The sequence below is a fragment of the Streptomyces sp. NPDC002886 genome, assembly GCF_042888445.1.
Lineage (GTDB): Bacteria > Actinomycetota > Actinomycetes > Streptomycetales > Streptomycetaceae > Streptomyces.
In genome coordinates this window covers 47,305-62,792 of sequence record NZ_JBIAPV010000010.1, presented here as the reverse complement: position 1 = coordinate 62,792, position 15,488 = coordinate 47,305, and the positions used below count along the sequence as shown (strand labels likewise).

Below are 15,488 nucleotides of genomic sequence, written 5' to 3'. Positions count from 1 at the left end.
TGGCGTGTATGGATATCCGTCGCAGGAACAACGTCACCGTCACCGGCCGCCCAGACGGGCCCGTGGTCGTGTTGGCGCACGGGTTCGGCTGCGACCAGAACATGTGGCGCCTGATGGCCCCTTCCCTGACGGCGAGCTACCGGGTGGTGCTCTTCGACTACGTGGGCTCGGGCCGGGCGGACCTCTCGGCGTGGGACGAGAGCCGTTACGGCTCCCTGGACGGCTACGCAGCAGATGTGCTGGAAATCTGCGAGGAGCTGGGCCTGCGGGACGTGACGTTCGTGGGGCATTCGGTCAGCGCAATGGTCGGCGTGCTCGCAGCCGCGAAGGCGCCGGAGCGGATCTCCCGGCTGGTGATGGTGGCCCCCTCGCCCCGGTACATCGACGACGAGGACTACCGGGGCGGATTCAGCGCCGAGGACATCGGCGAACTGCTGGAGTCGCTGGATTCGAACTATCTGGGCTGGTCGGCGGCGATGGCCCCGGTCATCATGGGCAACGCGGACCGGCCCGAACTCGGCGAGGAGCTGACTGCGTCGTTCTGCGCGACCGACCCCGATATGGCCCGCGTCTTCGCGCGTACGACGTTCCTGTCCGACAGCCGCCAGGACCTGAAGACGGTGACGGTGCCGACGCTGGTACTGGAGTGCCGGCAGGACGTGATTGCCCCGCGCGAGGTCGGCGCCTATGTCCACGCCGCGATCCCCGGCAGCCGGCTGGTGACCCTTGAGGCGACGGGTCACTGCCCGCAGCTGAGCGCACCGGAGGCCACCGCGGAGGCGGTCATCGACTTCATCGGAGCGGCCCGCTGATGTGCCGCACCGACCAGGCGGCGCCCGGACCGGATGAGGAGCAGGACGTGGACGCCACCAACGCGGCGTTCACCGCGCTGCTGGAGGACAGCGCCGAGGAGCTGTACGAGCAGGCGCCGTGCGGGTATCTGTCGACGCTGACGGACGGCACCATCGCGAAGATCAACACCACTCTGCTGGACTGGCTGGGGCTGGAGCGTTCCCAAGTGGTGGGGCGGATGCGGTTCACTGACCTGCTCACGGTGGGCGGCAAGCTCTACCACGAGACGCACTTCGCCCCGATGCTGCAGATGCACGGCGAGATCAGCGGTATCGCCCTAGATATCAAGGCGGCCGGCAAGCAGAGGATGCCGGTGCTGGTCACCTCGAAGGTGAAGACCAGCGACGAGGGCGAACCGCTGCTGATCCGCACCACCGTCTTCGACGCCCGAGACCGCCGCGCCTACGAGGTAGAGCTACTGCGCGGCCGCCAGGCCGCCGAGGAAGCCCAACGTGAGGCCGAAGCCGCGCGCCGTGAGGCGGAGGCCGACCGTGAACGGCTCCAGGAAGCCCTGGCCGTCCTCCAGCAGAACCTGCTGCCCGCCCAGCTGCCGGCGGTGCCGGGGCTGGATGCCGCTTCCTATTACCACACCGCCTCGCCGGACCTGCTCGGCGGAGACTTCTACGACCTGTTCCCCCTGGACACCGGCCGGTGGGCGTTCTTCCTCGGCGACGTCTGCGGCAAAGGCCCCCAGGCCGCAGCGGTCACCTCGCTCACCCGCTACACCCTGCGCGCCGCCGCCCTCCACGACCCTGCCCCCGTCACCGTGCTGACCACCTTGAACACGGTCCTCCACGAGCGGTACTCCAGCGGCGACGCCCGCTACTGCACCGCCATCTTCGGCACCCTGGAACCGGGCAGCGATCATGTGGAAGTTCACCTGGCCTCCGGAGGACACCCCTCCGCGCTGATCCAGCGTGCCGACGGCAGCGCCGACTACCTCCCCACCCCCGGAGGGATGCTCATCGGCGTTCTGCCCGAGGTCCAGTTCACCGACGCCCGCACCCGCCTGCTACCCGGCGACACCCTGCTCCTCTACACCGACGGCCTCACCGAAGCCCGCACCGGACCCGATCGCCAGCTCTACGGTGAGGACGCCCTGCACACATTCACCACCGGCCTGCCGCCTGCCGGCCCGCAGGCGCTGATCACCTCCCTGACCAAACTCCTGACCGGGTTCGGCGACGGACTCGACGACGACACCGCGCTGCTCGCCCTCGGCGTGCCCGCCCTTCCCACCGCGGAGTGAGACCTGATGAGCCCGCTGACGATCGCCCTCCGAGACGCCGCCACTGGTCCCGTACTGGAGATCACCGGTGACCTCGATTACGCCACCGCACCCGAACTCCGCACAGCGGTAGACGCCCTGATCGTTCCCGCAGGGCAACTCCTGGTAGTGGACCTGGCCCGTCTGGAGTTCTGCGACTCCAGCGGCATCAGCGCCCTGCTGGCAGCCCGCAACAGGGCCACCGAGCAGGACGCCGCCATGGCCCTGGCCTCGGTCCCCGACAACACCGCCCGCATCCTGCGCATCGTCGGCCTCGACCGCGTCTTCACCATGCACCCTGACACCTCGACGGCCACGACCCCCCGCAGCTCCGCCGCCTGCTGACCCGGCCCGGCCCCGGCCAGTAGTCGACCCTTCGGAAGGACCTGACGGTCCGGAAGCAGCTCCGTTTCGAGCTGGTCGTTGGGGTGGCTCCGTTCACGAGAACGGGTTCTGGCTCAGGTCGAGCCAGAACCCGGTTCATAGGGGTCAGGCGGAAGCCGGCTGGAGCTGGAGTAGTTCGGCCTGGCCGAAGAGGAGGGCGTATCCGCCGGGGAGGCGGCGCAGGATGCGGGCGAGGAGGTCGGGGCCTGCGAGGCGGGCGACGGCGGCGAGGACGGCGCCGGTGTCCCAACGGGCGGTGGCGGGGGTGGCTCCGGTACGGGCGGCAAGGTTCTTGACGAAGCCCCAGCCGGTGAGGTGCTCGGTATCCGGGATCTGCGCGGACAGGGTGAGAGCGGCCTCGACGGGCAGACGCTGGGCGAGGTCGAAGCGCTCGTCGCCGGTGAGCTGGCGACCGAGGGCCGCCAGGACATGGTGGACGACTTCCGCGGCGCGTTCGCGGGTGGGGTAGACGCCCTCGTAACGGACACGTTCGAGGAGCTGGTCGTATGTCATGGCCGTCAGGGAGCGTTCCGGACTGGTCTGGGCGTACATGACGGGGGCTGGCCTTTCTCCATCAAGTCGGGGCGGGGGCTCGGCTGTGGTGTGCGGTCAGGTGGGCTGGGGGTGGCCGAAGAGGAGGTCGTATCCGGGCGGGAGCTGGAGCAGGACCTCGCGGGTGAGGACGTCGCCCGCGGCGGCGGCCGCGGTGGACAGGACAGCGCCGATGTCCCACAAGGCCGTCTTCTCCGTGGCGCCCTCGATCCAGGCCGCGGTCGCGCGGACGAACCGCTCAGGGGAGAGGGGTTCGGCGGCTTGGAGGGGGTTGAGGAGGATCAGGGCGTACGTTTCGGGGAGGCGGGCGGCGAGGTCGGCGCGGACGGTGCCGACGAGGTGGGCGCCCAGCAGTGCCAGGACGACGCGGGCAACGCGGTCGGCTTCTTCCGTGTTCTCGTACTCGCCTCGTTCCTGGACATGGGCCAGGAACGCTTCCCTGCGCATCGACATCACGTCACCTCCGAGAAGAGGAGTGAAGGGTCAAAGAGGGGGGGTGCGGAGGGCGGGGTGCCGGAGGGGGGAATCGGGGCTCCCCGCCCTCCGCTGTCGGCTGGTGCGGAGGGTCAGCCGGAGATCTGCTTGCGGCCGGACTCGCCGCCGATGCTGATCTTGCGGGGCTTGGCGCGCTCGGCGATCGGGATCCGCAGGGTCAGGACACCCGCGTCGTAGTCGGCTGCGATGCGCTCGGTGTCGAGGGTGTCGGCCAGCATGATCTGGCGGGAGAAGACACCCAGGGGCCGCTCGGAGAGCTCCATCTTCATGCCGTCGGCCTTCGCGACCGGGCGGCGCTCGGCCTTCACGGTCAGCATGTTCCGCTCGACGTCGATGTCGATCGCCTCGGTGCTCACTCCGGGGAGGTCGAAGGCGATCACGTACTCCTCGCCCTCGCGGTAGGCGTCCATCGGCATCACGGACGGCTTCGACCACGTGCCGGACGTGCCGGACAGCTGCTGGACGATCCGGTCCATCTCGCGGAACGGGTCAGTGCGCATCAACATCGCGAAACACCTCCAGTTGGTTCAGGCAGAAACTGCCAATGCGCTTCAACGTGCATCCGTTGTAACATGTCATCTAAACGATGACAAGCAGGATGTCACCTGGAGGGTGACGGAGCGGGGAGAGTGTCATGAACGAGGCCGCCGAGCCGACCGAATCAGTCCCCTTCCTGGCCGCCGCTGCGGCCTTGGCGGCCATCCAGCAGGCCGTCAAGGACGCGCAGCATCCCTCCGTGAGAACCCCGGCCGCGGCGATGACCACGCCGGACTCGGGCCACCACCCGGCTCTGGCCGCACTGCTCACGCTGCGCGAGATCCGCGAGGAGCTCGCCGGCTGGGAAAGCGGACTGATCGAAACCGCCCGCGAACACGGAGCGAGCTGGGCCGATCTCGCCGGGCCCCTCGGGGTCGCCAGCCGCCAGGCCGCCGAACGCCGCTACCTGCGTCTGCGCCCCGGCACCGCCGGGAGCACCGGCGACCAGCGCGTCCAGGCAACGCGTACGACCCGCGCCGCCGACCGCACCGTGACCGCCTGGGCCCGCGACAACGCGGCCGACCTGCGACGGCTCGCCGGCCAGGTCACCTCCCTCACCGGCCTCCCCGCCAGCGCCGACAGCGCGGTCAGCGACCTGAACCAGGCCCTCGCCGACAACGACGCCGCCCGCCTCGTCCGCCCACTGGCCGACACCCGGCCCCACCTGCGCTCCAAGGACGCCGACCTCGCCGAACGCATCGACACCCTGACCCGGCACACCGACCAGCTCCGCCAGGACACCCACAACCAGCGCAACACCTGACCCACTCCCCCTAGGGCCGGCCGCCGGCGTCGAGCCGGGGGGCCGAGGGCACACCCGCAGAGCCAAGGAGTGAACCGTCATGGCCGAACACCCAGACCGGGGAACCGCCGGCAGCGGCATAGCCGTGGAAGTCTTGGACCAGGCCGTCGCGGTCAGGCCCACCGGCGAAATCGACATCGACACAGCCCCCGCCCTGCACTTCGCCCTCACCGAAGCACTCGCCCACGCCACACCCGCCAAGGACGTCGTCCTCGACTGCAGCGGCATCACGTTCTGCGACTCCTCCGGACTCAACGCGCTCCTGGCGGTACGACGCCAAGCACAGCAGACCAACACCGTCATCCGCCTCGCCGCCCCCAACGCCCAACTCCAGCGCATCCTGGAGATCACCGGCACGCTCCCCCTGTTCCCCCAGGACCAGGACCCGCCGCCGGCCGATGCCCTTCCCCCGCCACGACTGGACGAGCTCCCGCAGTAGCGGCACATCCTCAGCACCACCAGGCCACCACGGACGGTAGCTAAAATGGTGCAAGACGTCACACTCCGTGTCAGTGTGGGGGCAGGAGGAACCCCCACGCCACGCATCAGGGAGTCACCGTCATGGGCGGCATGAAGGACAAGCGCCAGGAGCCGGGCAAGGGCCGCGAAGAGCAAGAGCGCATGCGGCGCCCCGGCCAGGACCCGGTCCACCCCGAGACCGCCTAGCCAGCCCCACCCCACACACGCAGAGCCCGGCCGGGCCCACCATCAGACGGCCGGGCTCTGTCACGCCCGGCCCGCCGACACGCCGGAGATCGGATCCGTAGTCCGGCCGATTCTCAGAAGCTTTCCCAGGCACGGCACTTGACCGCACCAGCTCGTGTGAGATCTCTGCGTTCGACGCGATCGTCTGCACCGGCGACACCTCGGCCGACGCCCTGGGGCCGCCGCGACTGTCACCCGCCGGGCGCCCGGCCTGGAGATCCACTCCCTCGCCTGGGCCCGCACCGACGGCCCCCCGCGAGGACACAGCCCCCGACCCGGGCAGCGGCGAACATAACGGCGCCACCCACCGCACCAACCGATCCACCCGATAGACCGCCGTTGCCGGAAGGAACAAAGGCAGAGGGCTGGCTTCCCCGTGTGGGGAAGCCAGACCTGCGTGGTAACGGTCACGGCGTGCGGTACCTCACGCGATTGACAGCAGCCCACCAGCCTCCGCGCTGGGCCCTTCGGTGAACCCGGTCCGCGCTGAACGGTGGCCAGGTTCGCCAGCGGAGACGTGGAGTCCTGTGTCCGTCGCCGCCGCCTCATCGCCCCTGTGATCAACCCGGGGTTTTGCGCGATCTGCCTGGTGTCAGAGGACTTCGGAGTACTTCTGCAGGTCGTAGTTGAAGGTTGGGGCTACGGCTTTGCGGCTGCGGAAGGGTGCTTCGGCGTCCCCCGTGCCCTGGTAGAGCCAGCTGTTGCCCGTCTTGTCGCGTGCGTAGAGGTCGGGGGTCCCGTCCCTGTTGGCGTCGCCCCAGGCCACCAGGTCCTTGTACTTGTCCCAGCCGGACCCGACGCGGGTGCGCGTGCCGAACGTCCCGTCGCCGCGCCCGCGGTACAGCCACAGCACGCCGGCCTTGTCACGTGCCAGGAGGTCGCCCGCCGCGCCGCCGGCGATGTTGCCCGTCGAGACCAGGGCGTCGTACTGGCTCCAGCCGGAGCCGATCCGCTTGCGGGTCGCGTACGGGGCGTCCGCCGCGCCGGTGCCCTGGTACAGCCACAGCACGCCAGTCTTGTCACGGGCAAGCAGGTCGGCCTTCCCGTCACCGGTCACGTCGCCGCCCGCGGTCAGTTCGTCGTAAGTGTTCCAGCCGCCCCCGATCTTGCTCCGGGCGGAGAGCTTGCCGTCGCCCTTGCCCGTGTACAGCCACAGCACGCCCTCCCCGTCACGGGCCAGGAGGTCCGCGTGGCGGGAGCCGCCGACGTTCCCCGCGGCAACGAGCGCGGTGTACTTCCCCCAGAAGCTGCCGAGGTCCGTCTCATAACTCGACGAACTCGATATCACGCCCTTGTCGCAGAGAGTGTTCTGGCTGATGAGATGCCCGTCCTGGGTGCGGGTGAGGAGGTCGGGTGTGCCGTCGTCGGTCAGGTCGTGCGGTGCCGCATCCCGGGTGACGGTGAGCTGGCCGTGCACGGCCAGGGTGCGGCCGATTCCGTCGCGCGGCCGGGCGGTGAGCGTCCATTCGTATTCACCGTTGGGCGCCGGCATGTGCATACCGTTGAGGAGTCCGTCCCAGTGGAGTTCGAAGAACCCGCTCGCCGTTTTCTCGGGCTGGAGGATGTCCTCGTCGTGGTAGTAGCCGCGCTCGCCGGTCCTCACGTTGTGCAGGATGAACTCCGTGCGGACGTTGTCGCGTGACAGCTTCCAGTTCAGGCTGACCGAGGGAGTACGGGAGAGGTCGATGGTGGTGGGTATCTCCTCGCGCACCAGAGCCACCTGTGTGGGCGGCTTCATCGTGGCGACGATCTCAGTGTGCGGGAGCCCGTCGGAGCCCTGAGTAATGCGGTAGAGGCCGTCACCGTGGGCGACCGTGCCTCCCTTCACCAGCAGGGCCCCGCCCGGAGCCAGACCCGGGGTGTAGGAGGCGACGGAGTCCAGCACCTTGCGCGGTGCGCCCCCGCCCAGGGGATGGGCGTACAGCGCGTGATCGTCGGATGGGTCGTTCCGTTGCGGGGCCGCGAGCCACCAGCCACCCAGCAGGCCGAGAAACGGGCGGTCGCCCATCTGCCCGAGCTTGGTCACCGACACGGTGACCGAGCCGCGCTTCGCGATGCGAAGGACGTCCCCACTCACCCCGTTGGCAGTGCCGACCCAGGCAATGTGCGTGCCCGAGAGGGCCACGTCACCCCAGGAGCGCCACACCCGGTAGGTGTTCACGATGCGCGCCGAAGCAACGTCGACGACCGCGTGGTAAACGATCGGGTCTTCCCAGGTGCCGGTCTCGTACTCGAGGACGAAGGCCCCGTCCGCGTACGCGACGACCCTTCCGCCCTCTGGGGTGATGATGCCGCGAGGCAGGCCACTGACCGGCCGGTCCGTCATCCCCTTCCGGGGGTCGCCGAGCAGGTGGAGCAGGGGGGTTGAACCGGGGCGGGGCCCGAAAGCGATGAGTGTCGTCCCGACGGCGCCGAGGTAGTTGTACCCCATCCCGAACACGTCCACCTCCGTGGTGGTTCCGGTGTCCATGTGGTGCAGGCGCACGGGCCGACTGTCCTCGACCACCGTGTCGGACATGGCTCCTGCTGCCTCGTCGGTGGTCGACGGGAAGTCAAACCGCGTGACCGAGCCGTCGGAGTAACGCGTCCAGGCCAGATCCTGCCCTCGGTCGCTGCTGTTGGCCCGCACCAGGAAGCCCCCCGGTCCCCCGCTCACTACCCGGGCGTCCCTGGGAATCCTCGGCAGTGCCGCCAAGGCCTCAGCCTCGGCAGACGGCCCCGGCGCGGCCGCTGCGGGAAGGACCACCGGGCCGCCGGCGGCCGCGAGAGCGGTAAGGACGGCGAGTGAGACGAGTCGCCGGGACGTGCGGCGGTACGGCATGGAGGCCCCCGAGTTGAAATGCTGTGACCGGACGTGGGGTTTCCCCGCTGACGTCCGTGCGTTCTTGATCGCAGAAGCGGACCGTACCACCGGCCCGCCAGCGTCAGTGATCAGCAACCGAACAGGCCTATTCGATCAACCGACCCACCGCAGGGGGACGGACCGGTCCGATGGGGTCACCGGGTGAGGGGGCTCCGAATTCGGCCTCACCCAGGGAAGTGCCGAGGTCGGTGAGGCTGATGGAGGTGCCGGTGGTACCGGAGCGGCGGTGCCGTGGGCCGCCCAGCAGCCGACCTGCTCGGCCATCACCTCGCGCCTGCGGTCCGACCGCGCTGCCGCAACCGGTTGGTGGACTCCTGCACAACACGGGCAATCGCGCCGATAGGGAGCCTCAGATTCAAATATCCCCATTCAGTAGGCGTCCTGCGGAGTTCAGCTTGGTGAGTCGCGGAGGCGGTGGTGAAGCAATTTGCTCAGAAGGTTTGCGCTCTGGTCATCGGCAGCTGATGATCTCCCTGGCAGGTAGCAAGGGGCGCAGTAAAGTTCGGGTTCTCCCGGCTCGCCGCCTCCTTTCCACCATCACATCTGCGCCGTGTACCGGGATTGGGTGGCGATTCGCCGTTTCATGCCCTGAGATCCACGCACCGTGCGGCTGGCCTTGGCCGGGCCCCGGTGCCTACAACCGGACTCTCCGCTGTTTGCGGACGTCTCTCATTCGAAAGTCAGGACCAGTTGAAGAGGACTCTGCGCAGAGCAGTCTCCATAGCCGCCGCGGCGTCCGCTGTCGCGGCCGGTCTCGGTGTCATGGCGGGCCCGGCAGTAGCCGTTGACGCCGCTCCCATCACCGGCCATCCCGGGGACGAAGTCATGATGCCCGGTACCTTGTGGCAGAACGGGGTGGGGTTCGGTGTCACGCGCGGCACGATGATCTACGCGTTCTCCACGAAGCCGCTCGACGGGCCGGTAGCGGCGGCCGACGGACTGCCCGCTTCCCTTACCAGGGAGCCCAATGCATGCGAGAAGGTCGCCGGGGCGACCTCCGTCTACGCCTGCTCGGTGTGGGAAAGGGCCTCTCCGGACCTCTTCATCGGCCGGGACACCGTCGACATGACGACGATCTACCAGGGCTACGCCTACGTGCCCGCCGGCGGGGACCTGAAGGCCGCCATAAAGGTGGCGCAGAGTGCCGGCACCCGCCCCGACAGCTCGACCGGCGGCTCGTCCAAGGTGACGGTGAAAACCCTGAAGCGGGCCGCCCGCAACACGGTCACCTTCCACACACCCGATGTCCCGGCCGGCAAGGCGGTCCGCCACCGCATCGACGTACACGCTCTGGACGCGGGCTGGCGGAACCTCGTCTACCTGCCCGGCGCGGGTGCACCCGAGTGGGGATCCGGCTCACTCGCCCAGCTGAGCGATCTGCGCACCAGCAAGGGCATGTCGTGCACGCTCGACCCGGCCATCACCTGGCGCTGGGCGAACGCGAACTGCAACTACACCGCGGGCGAGCACTGGATCGAGTTCACCGTCACGGTACCCAAGGGCAGCGGCACGACTCCCCTCATCGTGGACAGCACCAGCAACATCTACACAGGTAGCCCCAGTAAGGGTTCCAGGCGGGATGCGGCCTCCTTCAAGGTGGGCAGCGGGCCCCTGCGTCGTCTCAACCAGCTCCTCGCTCGCGACGGCAGCGGCCAGATGTTCGCGTACAGCGCCAACGACAAGGGCTCACTGTCCAGTGACGAGTATCTGGTCGGTGGAGGCTGGAACACCTACGACCAGCTGACCAAGCTGACTCCGGTCACCGAGCGGCTCTGGTACCCGTCCGGCACCCCCGCCAGCTTGATGACCGGGAACGGTGAACTCGTCGGCCGCGACGCCGCCGGCGTGCTCTGGCACTACCAGCGCCAGTTCTCCGGGAATGGCCCGTACGCGCCCCGTACCCGCGTCGGCGGGGGCTGGAACGTGTACAACCAGCTTATCGGCGCCGGTGACATCTACCGCGACGGCAAGCCCGACCTCCTCGCCCGCGACGCCGCGGGCGTGCTGTGGCTGTACAAGGGCAACGACAACTCGGGCAGCCCCTTCCGCACCCGCACCCGGGTCGGTGGCGGCTGGAACATCTACAACCAGCTCATCGGCTCCGCCGACATCACCGGCGACGGCAAACCCGACCTTCTCGCCCGGGACACCGCGGGCGTGCTCTGGCTGTACAAGGGCAACGACAACGCGACCGACCCGTTCGACGCCCGCACCCGCATCAGCTCGGGCTGGAAGAGCTACAACCAGTTCAGCATCGTCGGCGACGTCACGGGCGACAACCGCGCCGATCTCGTCGCCCGGGACACCGCGGGCGTGCTCTGGCTGTACAAGGGCACCGGCAACGCGACCGACCCGTTCGACGCCCGTACCCGCATCAGCTCGGGCTGGCACACCTACGACCGACTCCTCTGAGCACAGCCCCACCCCTGTGGCCGGTACCGGCACCAACGGGTACCAGCCACAGGGCGACCCATCCGGCGCGAGCTGGCGTAGAGCTCCAGCTCGCGCGGAATCGCCGTCCCCTCCCCAGCCCGACCCACCCCTGAGCCGCATGTGCGCTGTGCGGCCCGGCGCCGTCGCTGTTCGCAGGAGCTCGGTCCCGACGGTGCCGGGGCGACCGACGGCGGGGCGGAGGCCCCCCGTCCCCGCAGACGATGACCGATGCCTTCCCGCACCAATGTGTCGGCTTGGAAGTGGATGCGCCGGGCGGACATCGACGACGGGGCCAAGCCCGGAATGACCAGCCAAGAGAGCGCGGAGCTGTGTGAAGCGCGTCGGCGCATCAAGCTGCTGGAGCGGGAGAACGAGGTCCTGCGCCGGGCCTCGGCCTGCCTGTCCCAGGCGAACCTTCCGGGAAAAGGATCTACCCGCTCGTGAAAGATCGTGGCCGCGAACGGGGTGCCCGTCACGGGCACGTGCCGGGTCCTCAAGCTCGCCAGGCAGCCCCACTGCCGGTGGCTGGAGCGGGCGGTGACCGACGCCGAGGCGGAGCGGGCCGCTCGCGCGAACGCGTTGTTCGACGCCCACCGTGAGGACCCGGAGTTCGGCTACCGCTGCCTGGCCGACGAGGCCCGCAGCGCGGGATCCGCCATGGCTGACCGGACCGCGTGGCGGATCTGCCGGGACAACCGCTGGTGGAGGGTGTCCGGCAAGAAGCGTGGCAGGAACAAGAAGGCCGGCCCACCCGTGCACGACGATCTCGTTCGCCGCGACTTCACCGCAAGTGGCCCGAACCGGCTGTGGCTCACCGACATCACCGAACAATTCGTCCGGGCACTCGACCGGCACCGGATGGCCGGATCAATAGGGAGGGTCCGGGCGGCCGGCGACAACGCGGTCATGGAGTCGTTCTTCAGCCTGCTAAAGAAGAACGTCCTCGACCGCCGGACATGGGCCACCCGCCAGGAACTGCGGATCGCGATCGTCACGTGGATCGATAGGACCTACCAGCGCCGCCGCAGACAAGCCTCGCTGGGCAGGCTAACCCCCGTCGAATTCGAGACCGTCATGACCACACCGGCCCTCCAGGCCGCGTGACCGAACCTGCCACCCACACCTGCATCAGACCCCAACAGGATGAAACGCCCTGTTACGCCCAAGCGATTCCACCACCCATCGGACACGGCCTTGGCGCGGAGGGCCGCGCTGTCGCCGTGGAGCTCACGGCCTCAGCCACCCCTTGCGGCAGCACCTTTCCCCCTGCGCGATACAGTCCTCCCCGTGGCGCGTCGAGTCCTCTCCGCGCCACCTCAGGGAGGAATCGATTTTGCGCACATCACTACTGAAGCGCCTGGCCACGGTGGCCACGGCGCTGGGGCTCACGTCGGCCGGCTTCCTCGGTACGGGCACGCCCGCCCAGGCCGCGATCGGCGACTGCCCGTCGGGCTACTTCTGCGCTTGGAAGACCGACAACGGCACCGGCGCGATGTACAAGACCAACGTGAATGCGGCGACGCTCGGGACGTGGAACAACACGTTCCGCTCGGTCGTCAACCGCACCAACAAGTTCGCCTGTCTCTACGACGACCCGAACTACGGTGACGACACGGGCGCCGGCGTGATCGGCCCGAACCCGTCGGGCACCGAGTGGGGCGGCCCTGGCAGCAACTCGGTCAGCTCGCTGAAGTTCGTCCCCACCGAGCGCGAGTGCGTCCTGCCCGCGTACCCCGAGTGGTATGCGGCGACCGGCACCAAGGCGGCGGGCTTCGGCGACCTGAACGCCGACAAGAAGCCGGACGTCATCGCCCGCGACAAGGCCGGCCGCCTGTGGTTCCTGGCCGGTGACGGCACGGGCAAGCTCGTGGGCACCGGCGGCTGGAACGCCATGAACGCCCTCACCCGGCACGGCGACTTCACCGGCGACGCCCGCGAGGACGTCGTCGTCCGCGAGTCGGCCACCGGCAAGCTGTGGCTCTACCCGGGCACCGGCACGGGGGCCGTCGGCACGCGCAAGCTGATCGGCAGCGGCGGCTGGAACGCCATGGACAAGATCACCGCGTTCGGCGACCTGACCGCCGACGGCCGCACGGACCTGCTCGCCGTCGAGAAGTCGACGGGCAAGCTGTGGTTGTACCCGGGCACGTCGACCGGCGCCATCGGCGCCCGGAAGCTGATCGGCAGCGGCGGCTGGAACGCGATGAACGCCCTGGTCGCCCCGGGCGACATGAACGGCGACGGCCGGGCCGACCTGATCGCTCGCGAGGGCGCCACGGGCAAGCTCTGGCTCTACCCGGCCACGAGCACCGGCGCCCTTGGCTCGCGCGTGCTGATCGGTTCCGGCGGCTGGAACGTCATGGCCTCCTTCCTCGCGGTCGGCGACTTCAACGCCGACGGCCGCAATGACCTGGCGACGATCACCAACAGCGGCTACGTCTCCCCGGAGTGCCGTGGTGTGGGCTGCCTGGTCCTCTATCCCGGCAAGGGGACGGGCGCGCTCACCGCGGGCGTCCCGGAGGACGGAAACTGGTGGGGCCTGAACGGCGCCTTCTGATCATTCCGACCGTCAGAAGCGGAGGCCTCCCCCAGGACCTGGGCGGAGGCCTCCGTCGTATTCCAGTGCTGTGACCGGGAAGGTTCGCCGGGTGGGGTGGTCAGGCCGCGGCGGGTAGGGGTCTGCGGCCCCAGCGGAGGCCTCGCTGCGGATGCGGGCGCGTTCGCGTCGTTGGGCTGTGAGGACGTCGGAGTGGCGGGCGTTCTTGTTGCGTCGGCGGAGGTAGGCGTGCAGGGCCCGGGTCTGGATGGTGTGGTTGGGGTGGTTCGAGTTGGCCAGGGTGAACTGCCGTAGCGGTCCGAAGTGTGCCTCGACGGGGTTATCCGTAAGAAACGGCCTGGCGCCCCGATGCCCCGGTCGTCCGCTTCCGTGCGGGCGGACGGTCAGCTCGGGCAGGGGGCCCGACAGCCTCCTCGAAGATGCCCATCTCCTGCAGGACGCTGATGAGGAGGCCACCTCGTAGGCCCCTCCCCCACGGTTGGGTGCTGATCTCGCCGCGGCGGATGACGTCACCCTCCGTGTAGCCGGTCAGGACCACGGTCAGGGCGCGGTTGACCGACAGCCGGCTGTCGACGCTCCATCGGCCGGCCTCGGCCCGGCTGTGAGCGAGATACCGGGCCCAGGCCAGCCACGGACCCGCCGCATCGATGCCGTCCGGGGCGGTCCGGCCGTAGTGCCGCGGCAGCTGTCCGAACAGTGGAAGCTGCTGCCAGCCGGGATCAGGGCGCCCGGCCAGAGGGGGCGGCGGTTTGCGCGGGGCGCCCCGTCGGCCACCCGTGTGCCGCGCAGCCGGTGCTGATCCGTTGCGGTGGTGCATGCCGGCAAGGAACAGCTGGTGGTAGCGGACCGCACCGAGCCGCAGCCTCACACCGGTCGCCATGTCCTGGATTCCAGGAGCGGCCGGGGTAGGCATCCGGGCCTGGCACCAGCACAGCCGGCAATAGCCCCACTTCAACGGCTGGAGCCGACTGCAGCCCTCGCAGGCCGATGCCTCGTGGGTGCGTCCGAATACGTAGCAGGCAGGACAGAGCGACCCCCGGAAGCTGCCCCAAGCCAGACAACTCCCGCAGGCTCCGGCCGGTTTGCGGTAACGCCGCGGCTGCCCGGCCCCGTTCCGCCGCACGCAGGCTAACCCCATCACCAGATCCGTCATTGCGTCCGCCAACATGTTGCGGATTCCCTCATGAAACCCGTGCGTTCCCCCCGGACCGGAGCGCACGGGTCTTCTATGACACACGAGGAAGCCGCACTGGCCGAGCGGCCGGCCAGGCGAGCCGCGGTATCGCTGTTGAGGCTGTTGCACACCACCTTGCCGCCAGCCCCCTCCGTGCGCGCCGGCCAGTAGCCGGGTCGCCCCACGGCGGCGGTCGGCAGGGACACCGGCGGCTGTTCGGCTGATCCCGTGGCCGTGCCCCCGCCCGTGGCCGTGGCCGTGGCCGGTGGCCGGTGGCGTACGGGCCCCTACGCACCCCTCGAAGCGGCCCCCGATCACGCCCAGAACCGGGGATGGGCGCTCGATCGGCAAGAGCGGAGGCCTGGTCGCTGATGGGCGTCTCTCCGGCGAACACGATCGCGGCCTTGGCCGCCAGTGACGTAGACGGGACGGACACCGTAAGAGCGCACCCGCCAGGGGCGGCCGTGACACACGGATGCCCGCGAAAAGAAGGAGCTCGGCGCACCCCGGCGGACGGCGTCCGCCGGGTAGGCCCGGCCGCTACGGTCCGAAGTGCCGCAGGACCGCTGAGGCAGCCGGCAGCTCCTCAGGGCTTGTGGCCACTCCGGTCAACGGCAGCGCATGGCCCCGGGTACAGGAACCCGGCCGTTGATGGTCGATCTCCCAGTCCCGCAGAGCCGTCTCCGTCGCCGTGCTCGTCGCGTACAGGGGCTGGCGACAGCTGCGGCACCAGTAGAACGACCGCTCCCGCTCACTCACTCCCCCACCCCGCTCCCGGGCTGACGGACACCGGTTACCCCGTAGGCGGCGAGCGGACGGCGACCCGCGGCCGGTCGCCGGCAGGACCGCAAAGCGGGGCAGGACACT

The 15,488-nt window shown here is 69.6% G+C and carries 14 protein-coding genes and 1 pseudogene; 9 read left to right on the top strand and 6 right to left on the bottom strand.

What is annotated here, in order from left to right; translation table 11 throughout:
* Nucleotides 1–8: 8 nt before the first annotated feature.
* From ACFYYB_RS32940 to ACFYYB_RS32930, 3 genes are read left to right on the top strand one after another with little or no spacing between them, the layout of a single operon-like run.
* On the top strand, nt 9–812 hold the full coding sequence (locus ACFYYB_RS32940; protein WP_389440096.1) for an alpha/beta fold hydrolase: 804 nt from the start codon (nt 9–11) through the stop codon (nt 810–812).
* The gene (locus tag ACFYYB_RS32935) at nt 812–2,101 is read left to right on the top strand and encodes a PP2C family protein-serine/threonine phosphatase (RefSeq protein ID WP_389440094.1); all 1,290 of its coding nucleotides are present in this window, start codon (nt 812–814) and stop codon (nt 2,099–2,101) included. The genes ACFYYB_RS32940 and ACFYYB_RS32935 overlap by 1 nt, the downstream gene beginning before the upstream one ends.
* 6 nt (nt 2,102–2,107) lie before the next feature.
* On the top strand, nt 2,108–2,464 hold the full coding sequence (locus tag ACFYYB_RS32930) for an STAS domain-containing protein (RefSeq protein WP_389440092.1): 357 nt from the start codon (nt 2,108–2,110) through the stop codon (nt 2,462–2,464).
* Between the two features lie 144 nt (nt 2,465–2,608).
* Here ACFYYB_RS32930 and ACFYYB_RS32925 read toward each other — a convergent pair whose 3' ends face one another.
* From ACFYYB_RS32925 to ACFYYB_RS32915, 3 genes are all read right to left on the bottom strand, one after another.
* Nucleotides 2,609–3,016, bottom strand: coding sequence for a DUF2267 domain-containing protein (locus ACFYYB_RS32925; RefSeq protein ID WP_389440090.1), 408 nt, complete (start codon nt 3,014–3,016; stop codon nt 2,609–2,611).
* A gap of 96 nt (nt 3,017–3,112) precedes the next feature.
* Complete coding sequence (locus ACFYYB_RS32920; RefSeq protein WP_389440088.1) at nt 3,113–3,508, bottom strand: DUF2267 domain-containing protein; 396 nt, start codon at nt 3,506–3,508, stop codon at nt 3,113–3,115.
* A gap of 113 nt (nt 3,509–3,621) precedes the next feature.
* Nucleotides 3,622–4,056 (bottom strand): Hsp20/alpha crystallin family protein, encoded by a 435-nt coding sequence (locus tag ACFYYB_RS32915; RefSeq protein ID WP_389440086.1) that lies wholly within the window; start codon nt 4,054–4,056, stop codon nt 3,622–3,624.
* Between the two features lie 128 nt (nt 4,057–4,184).
* On the opposite strand from ACFYYB_RS32915, the gene ACFYYB_RS32910 reads away from it, so the two are divergent.
* Nucleotides 4,185–4,850: an HSP18 transcriptional regulator gene (locus ACFYYB_RS32910; RefSeq protein ID WP_389440084.1), complete on the top strand. Its 666-nt coding sequence runs from the start codon at nt 4,185–4,187 to the stop codon at nt 4,848–4,850.
* A gap of 79 nt (nt 4,851–4,929) precedes the next feature.
* The gene (locus tag ACFYYB_RS32905) at nt 4,930–5,328 is read left to right on the top strand and encodes an STAS domain-containing protein (protein ID WP_389440082.1); all 399 of its coding nucleotides are present in this window, start codon (nt 4,930–4,932) and stop codon (nt 5,326–5,328) included.
* Between the two features lie 858 nt (nt 5,329–6,186).
* Here the strand turns inward: ACFYYB_RS32905 and ACFYYB_RS32900 are convergent.
* Nucleotides 6,187–8,112, bottom strand: a complete 1,926-nt coding sequence (locus ACFYYB_RS32900; RefSeq protein WP_389440080.1) for an FG-GAP repeat domain-containing protein — start codon at nt 8,110–8,112, stop codon at nt 6,187–6,189.
* Between the two features lie 1,170 nt (nt 8,113–9,282).
* Here ACFYYB_RS32900 and ACFYYB_RS32895 point away from each other — a divergent pair.
* The 4 genes from ACFYYB_RS32895 to ACFYYB_RS32880 all read left to right on the top strand — a co-directional run bounded on the left by ACFYYB_RS32895 (nt 9,283) and on the right by ACFYYB_RS32880 (nt 13,447).
* Nucleotides 9,283–10,869 carry an FG-GAP repeat domain-containing protein gene (locus ACFYYB_RS32895; RefSeq protein WP_389440078.1) on the top strand — a complete coding sequence of 529 codons (1,587 nt, stop codon included), beginning with the start codon at nt 9,283–9,285 and terminating at the stop codon, nt 10,867–10,869.
* Between the two features lie 249 nt (nt 10,870–11,118).
* Nucleotides 11,119–11,334, top strand: a complete 216-nt coding sequence (locus ACFYYB_RS32890; RefSeq protein WP_389440077.1) for a hypothetical protein — start codon at nt 11,119–11,121, stop codon at nt 11,332–11,334.
* 6 nt (nt 11,335–11,340) lie between these two features.
* Nucleotides 11,341–11,994, top strand: a complete 654-nt coding sequence (locus ACFYYB_RS32885) for an IS3 family transposase (RefSeq protein ID WP_389440075.1) — start codon at nt 11,341–11,343, stop codon at nt 11,992–11,994.
* A 229-nt stretch (nt 11,995–12,223) separates the two neighbouring features.
* Nucleotides 12,224–13,447, top strand: coding sequence for an FG-GAP-like repeat-containing protein (locus ACFYYB_RS32880; RefSeq protein WP_389440073.1), 1,224 nt, complete (start codon nt 12,224–12,226; stop codon nt 13,445–13,447).
* A 100-nt stretch (nt 13,448–13,547) separates the two neighbouring features.
* Here the strand turns inward: ACFYYB_RS32880 and ACFYYB_RS32875 are convergent.
* Both ACFYYB_RS32875 and ACFYYB_RS32870 read right to left on the bottom strand, forming a co-directional pair.
* Nucleotides 13,548–13,768: pseudogene (locus ACFYYB_RS32875) on the bottom strand (IS630 family transposase); the annotation flags it as partial.
* A complete protein-coding gene (locus tag ACFYYB_RS32870; RefSeq protein WP_389440627.1) occupies nt 13,767–14,327 on the bottom strand; it encodes a hypothetical protein in 561 nt (186 codons plus the stop codon). The pseudogene ACFYYB_RS32875 and the gene ACFYYB_RS32870, both read right to left, overlap by 2 nt.
* Nucleotides 14,328–15,488: the final 1,161 nt, after the last annotated feature.

Coding starts and splice junctions, on each gene's coding strand:
- ACFYYB_RS32910 (WP_389440084.1), top strand. CDS start 4,185: ATGAACGAGGCCGCCGAGCCGACCGAATCAGTCCCCTTCCTGGCCGCC.
- ACFYYB_RS32890 (WP_389440077.1), top strand. CDS start 11,119: ATGCCTTCCCGCACCAATGTGTCGGCTTGGAAGTGGATGCGCCGGGCG.
- ACFYYB_RS32900 (WP_389440080.1), bottom strand. CDS start 8,112: ATGTCCGACACGGTGGTCGAGGACAGTCGGCCCGTGCGCCTGCACCAC.
- ACFYYB_RS32920 (WP_389440088.1), bottom strand. CDS start 3,508: ATGTCGATGCGCAGGGAAGCGTTCCTGGCCCATGTCCAGGAACGAGGC.
- ACFYYB_RS32870 (WP_389440627.1), bottom strand. CDS start 14,327: ATGGCGACCGGTGTGAGGCTGCGGCTCGGTGCGGTCCGCTACCACCAG.
- ACFYYB_RS32925 (WP_389440090.1), bottom strand. CDS start 3,016: ATGACATACGACCAGCTCCTCGAACGTGTCCGTTACGAGGGCGTCTAC.
- ACFYYB_RS32930 (WP_389440092.1), top strand. CDS start 2,108: ATGAGCCCGCTGACGATCGCCCTCCGAGACGCCGCCACTGGTCCCGTA.
- ACFYYB_RS32940 (WP_389440096.1), top strand. CDS start 9: ATGGATATCCGTCGCAGGAACAACGTCACCGTCACCGGCCGCCCAGAC.
- ACFYYB_RS32905 (WP_389440082.1), top strand. CDS start 4,930: ATGGCCGAACACCCAGACCGGGGAACCGCCGGCAGCGGCATAGCCGTG.
- ACFYYB_RS32935 (WP_389440094.1), top strand. CDS start 812: ATGTGCCGCACCGACCAGGCGGCGCCCGGACCGGATGAGGAGCAGGAC.
- ACFYYB_RS32915 (WP_389440086.1), bottom strand. CDS start 4,056: ATGTTGATGCGCACTGACCCGTTCCGCGAGATGGACCGGATCGTCCAG.
- ACFYYB_RS32895 (WP_389440078.1), top strand. CDS start 9,283: ATGATGCCCGGTACCTTGTGGCAGAACGGGGTGGGGTTCGGTGTCACG.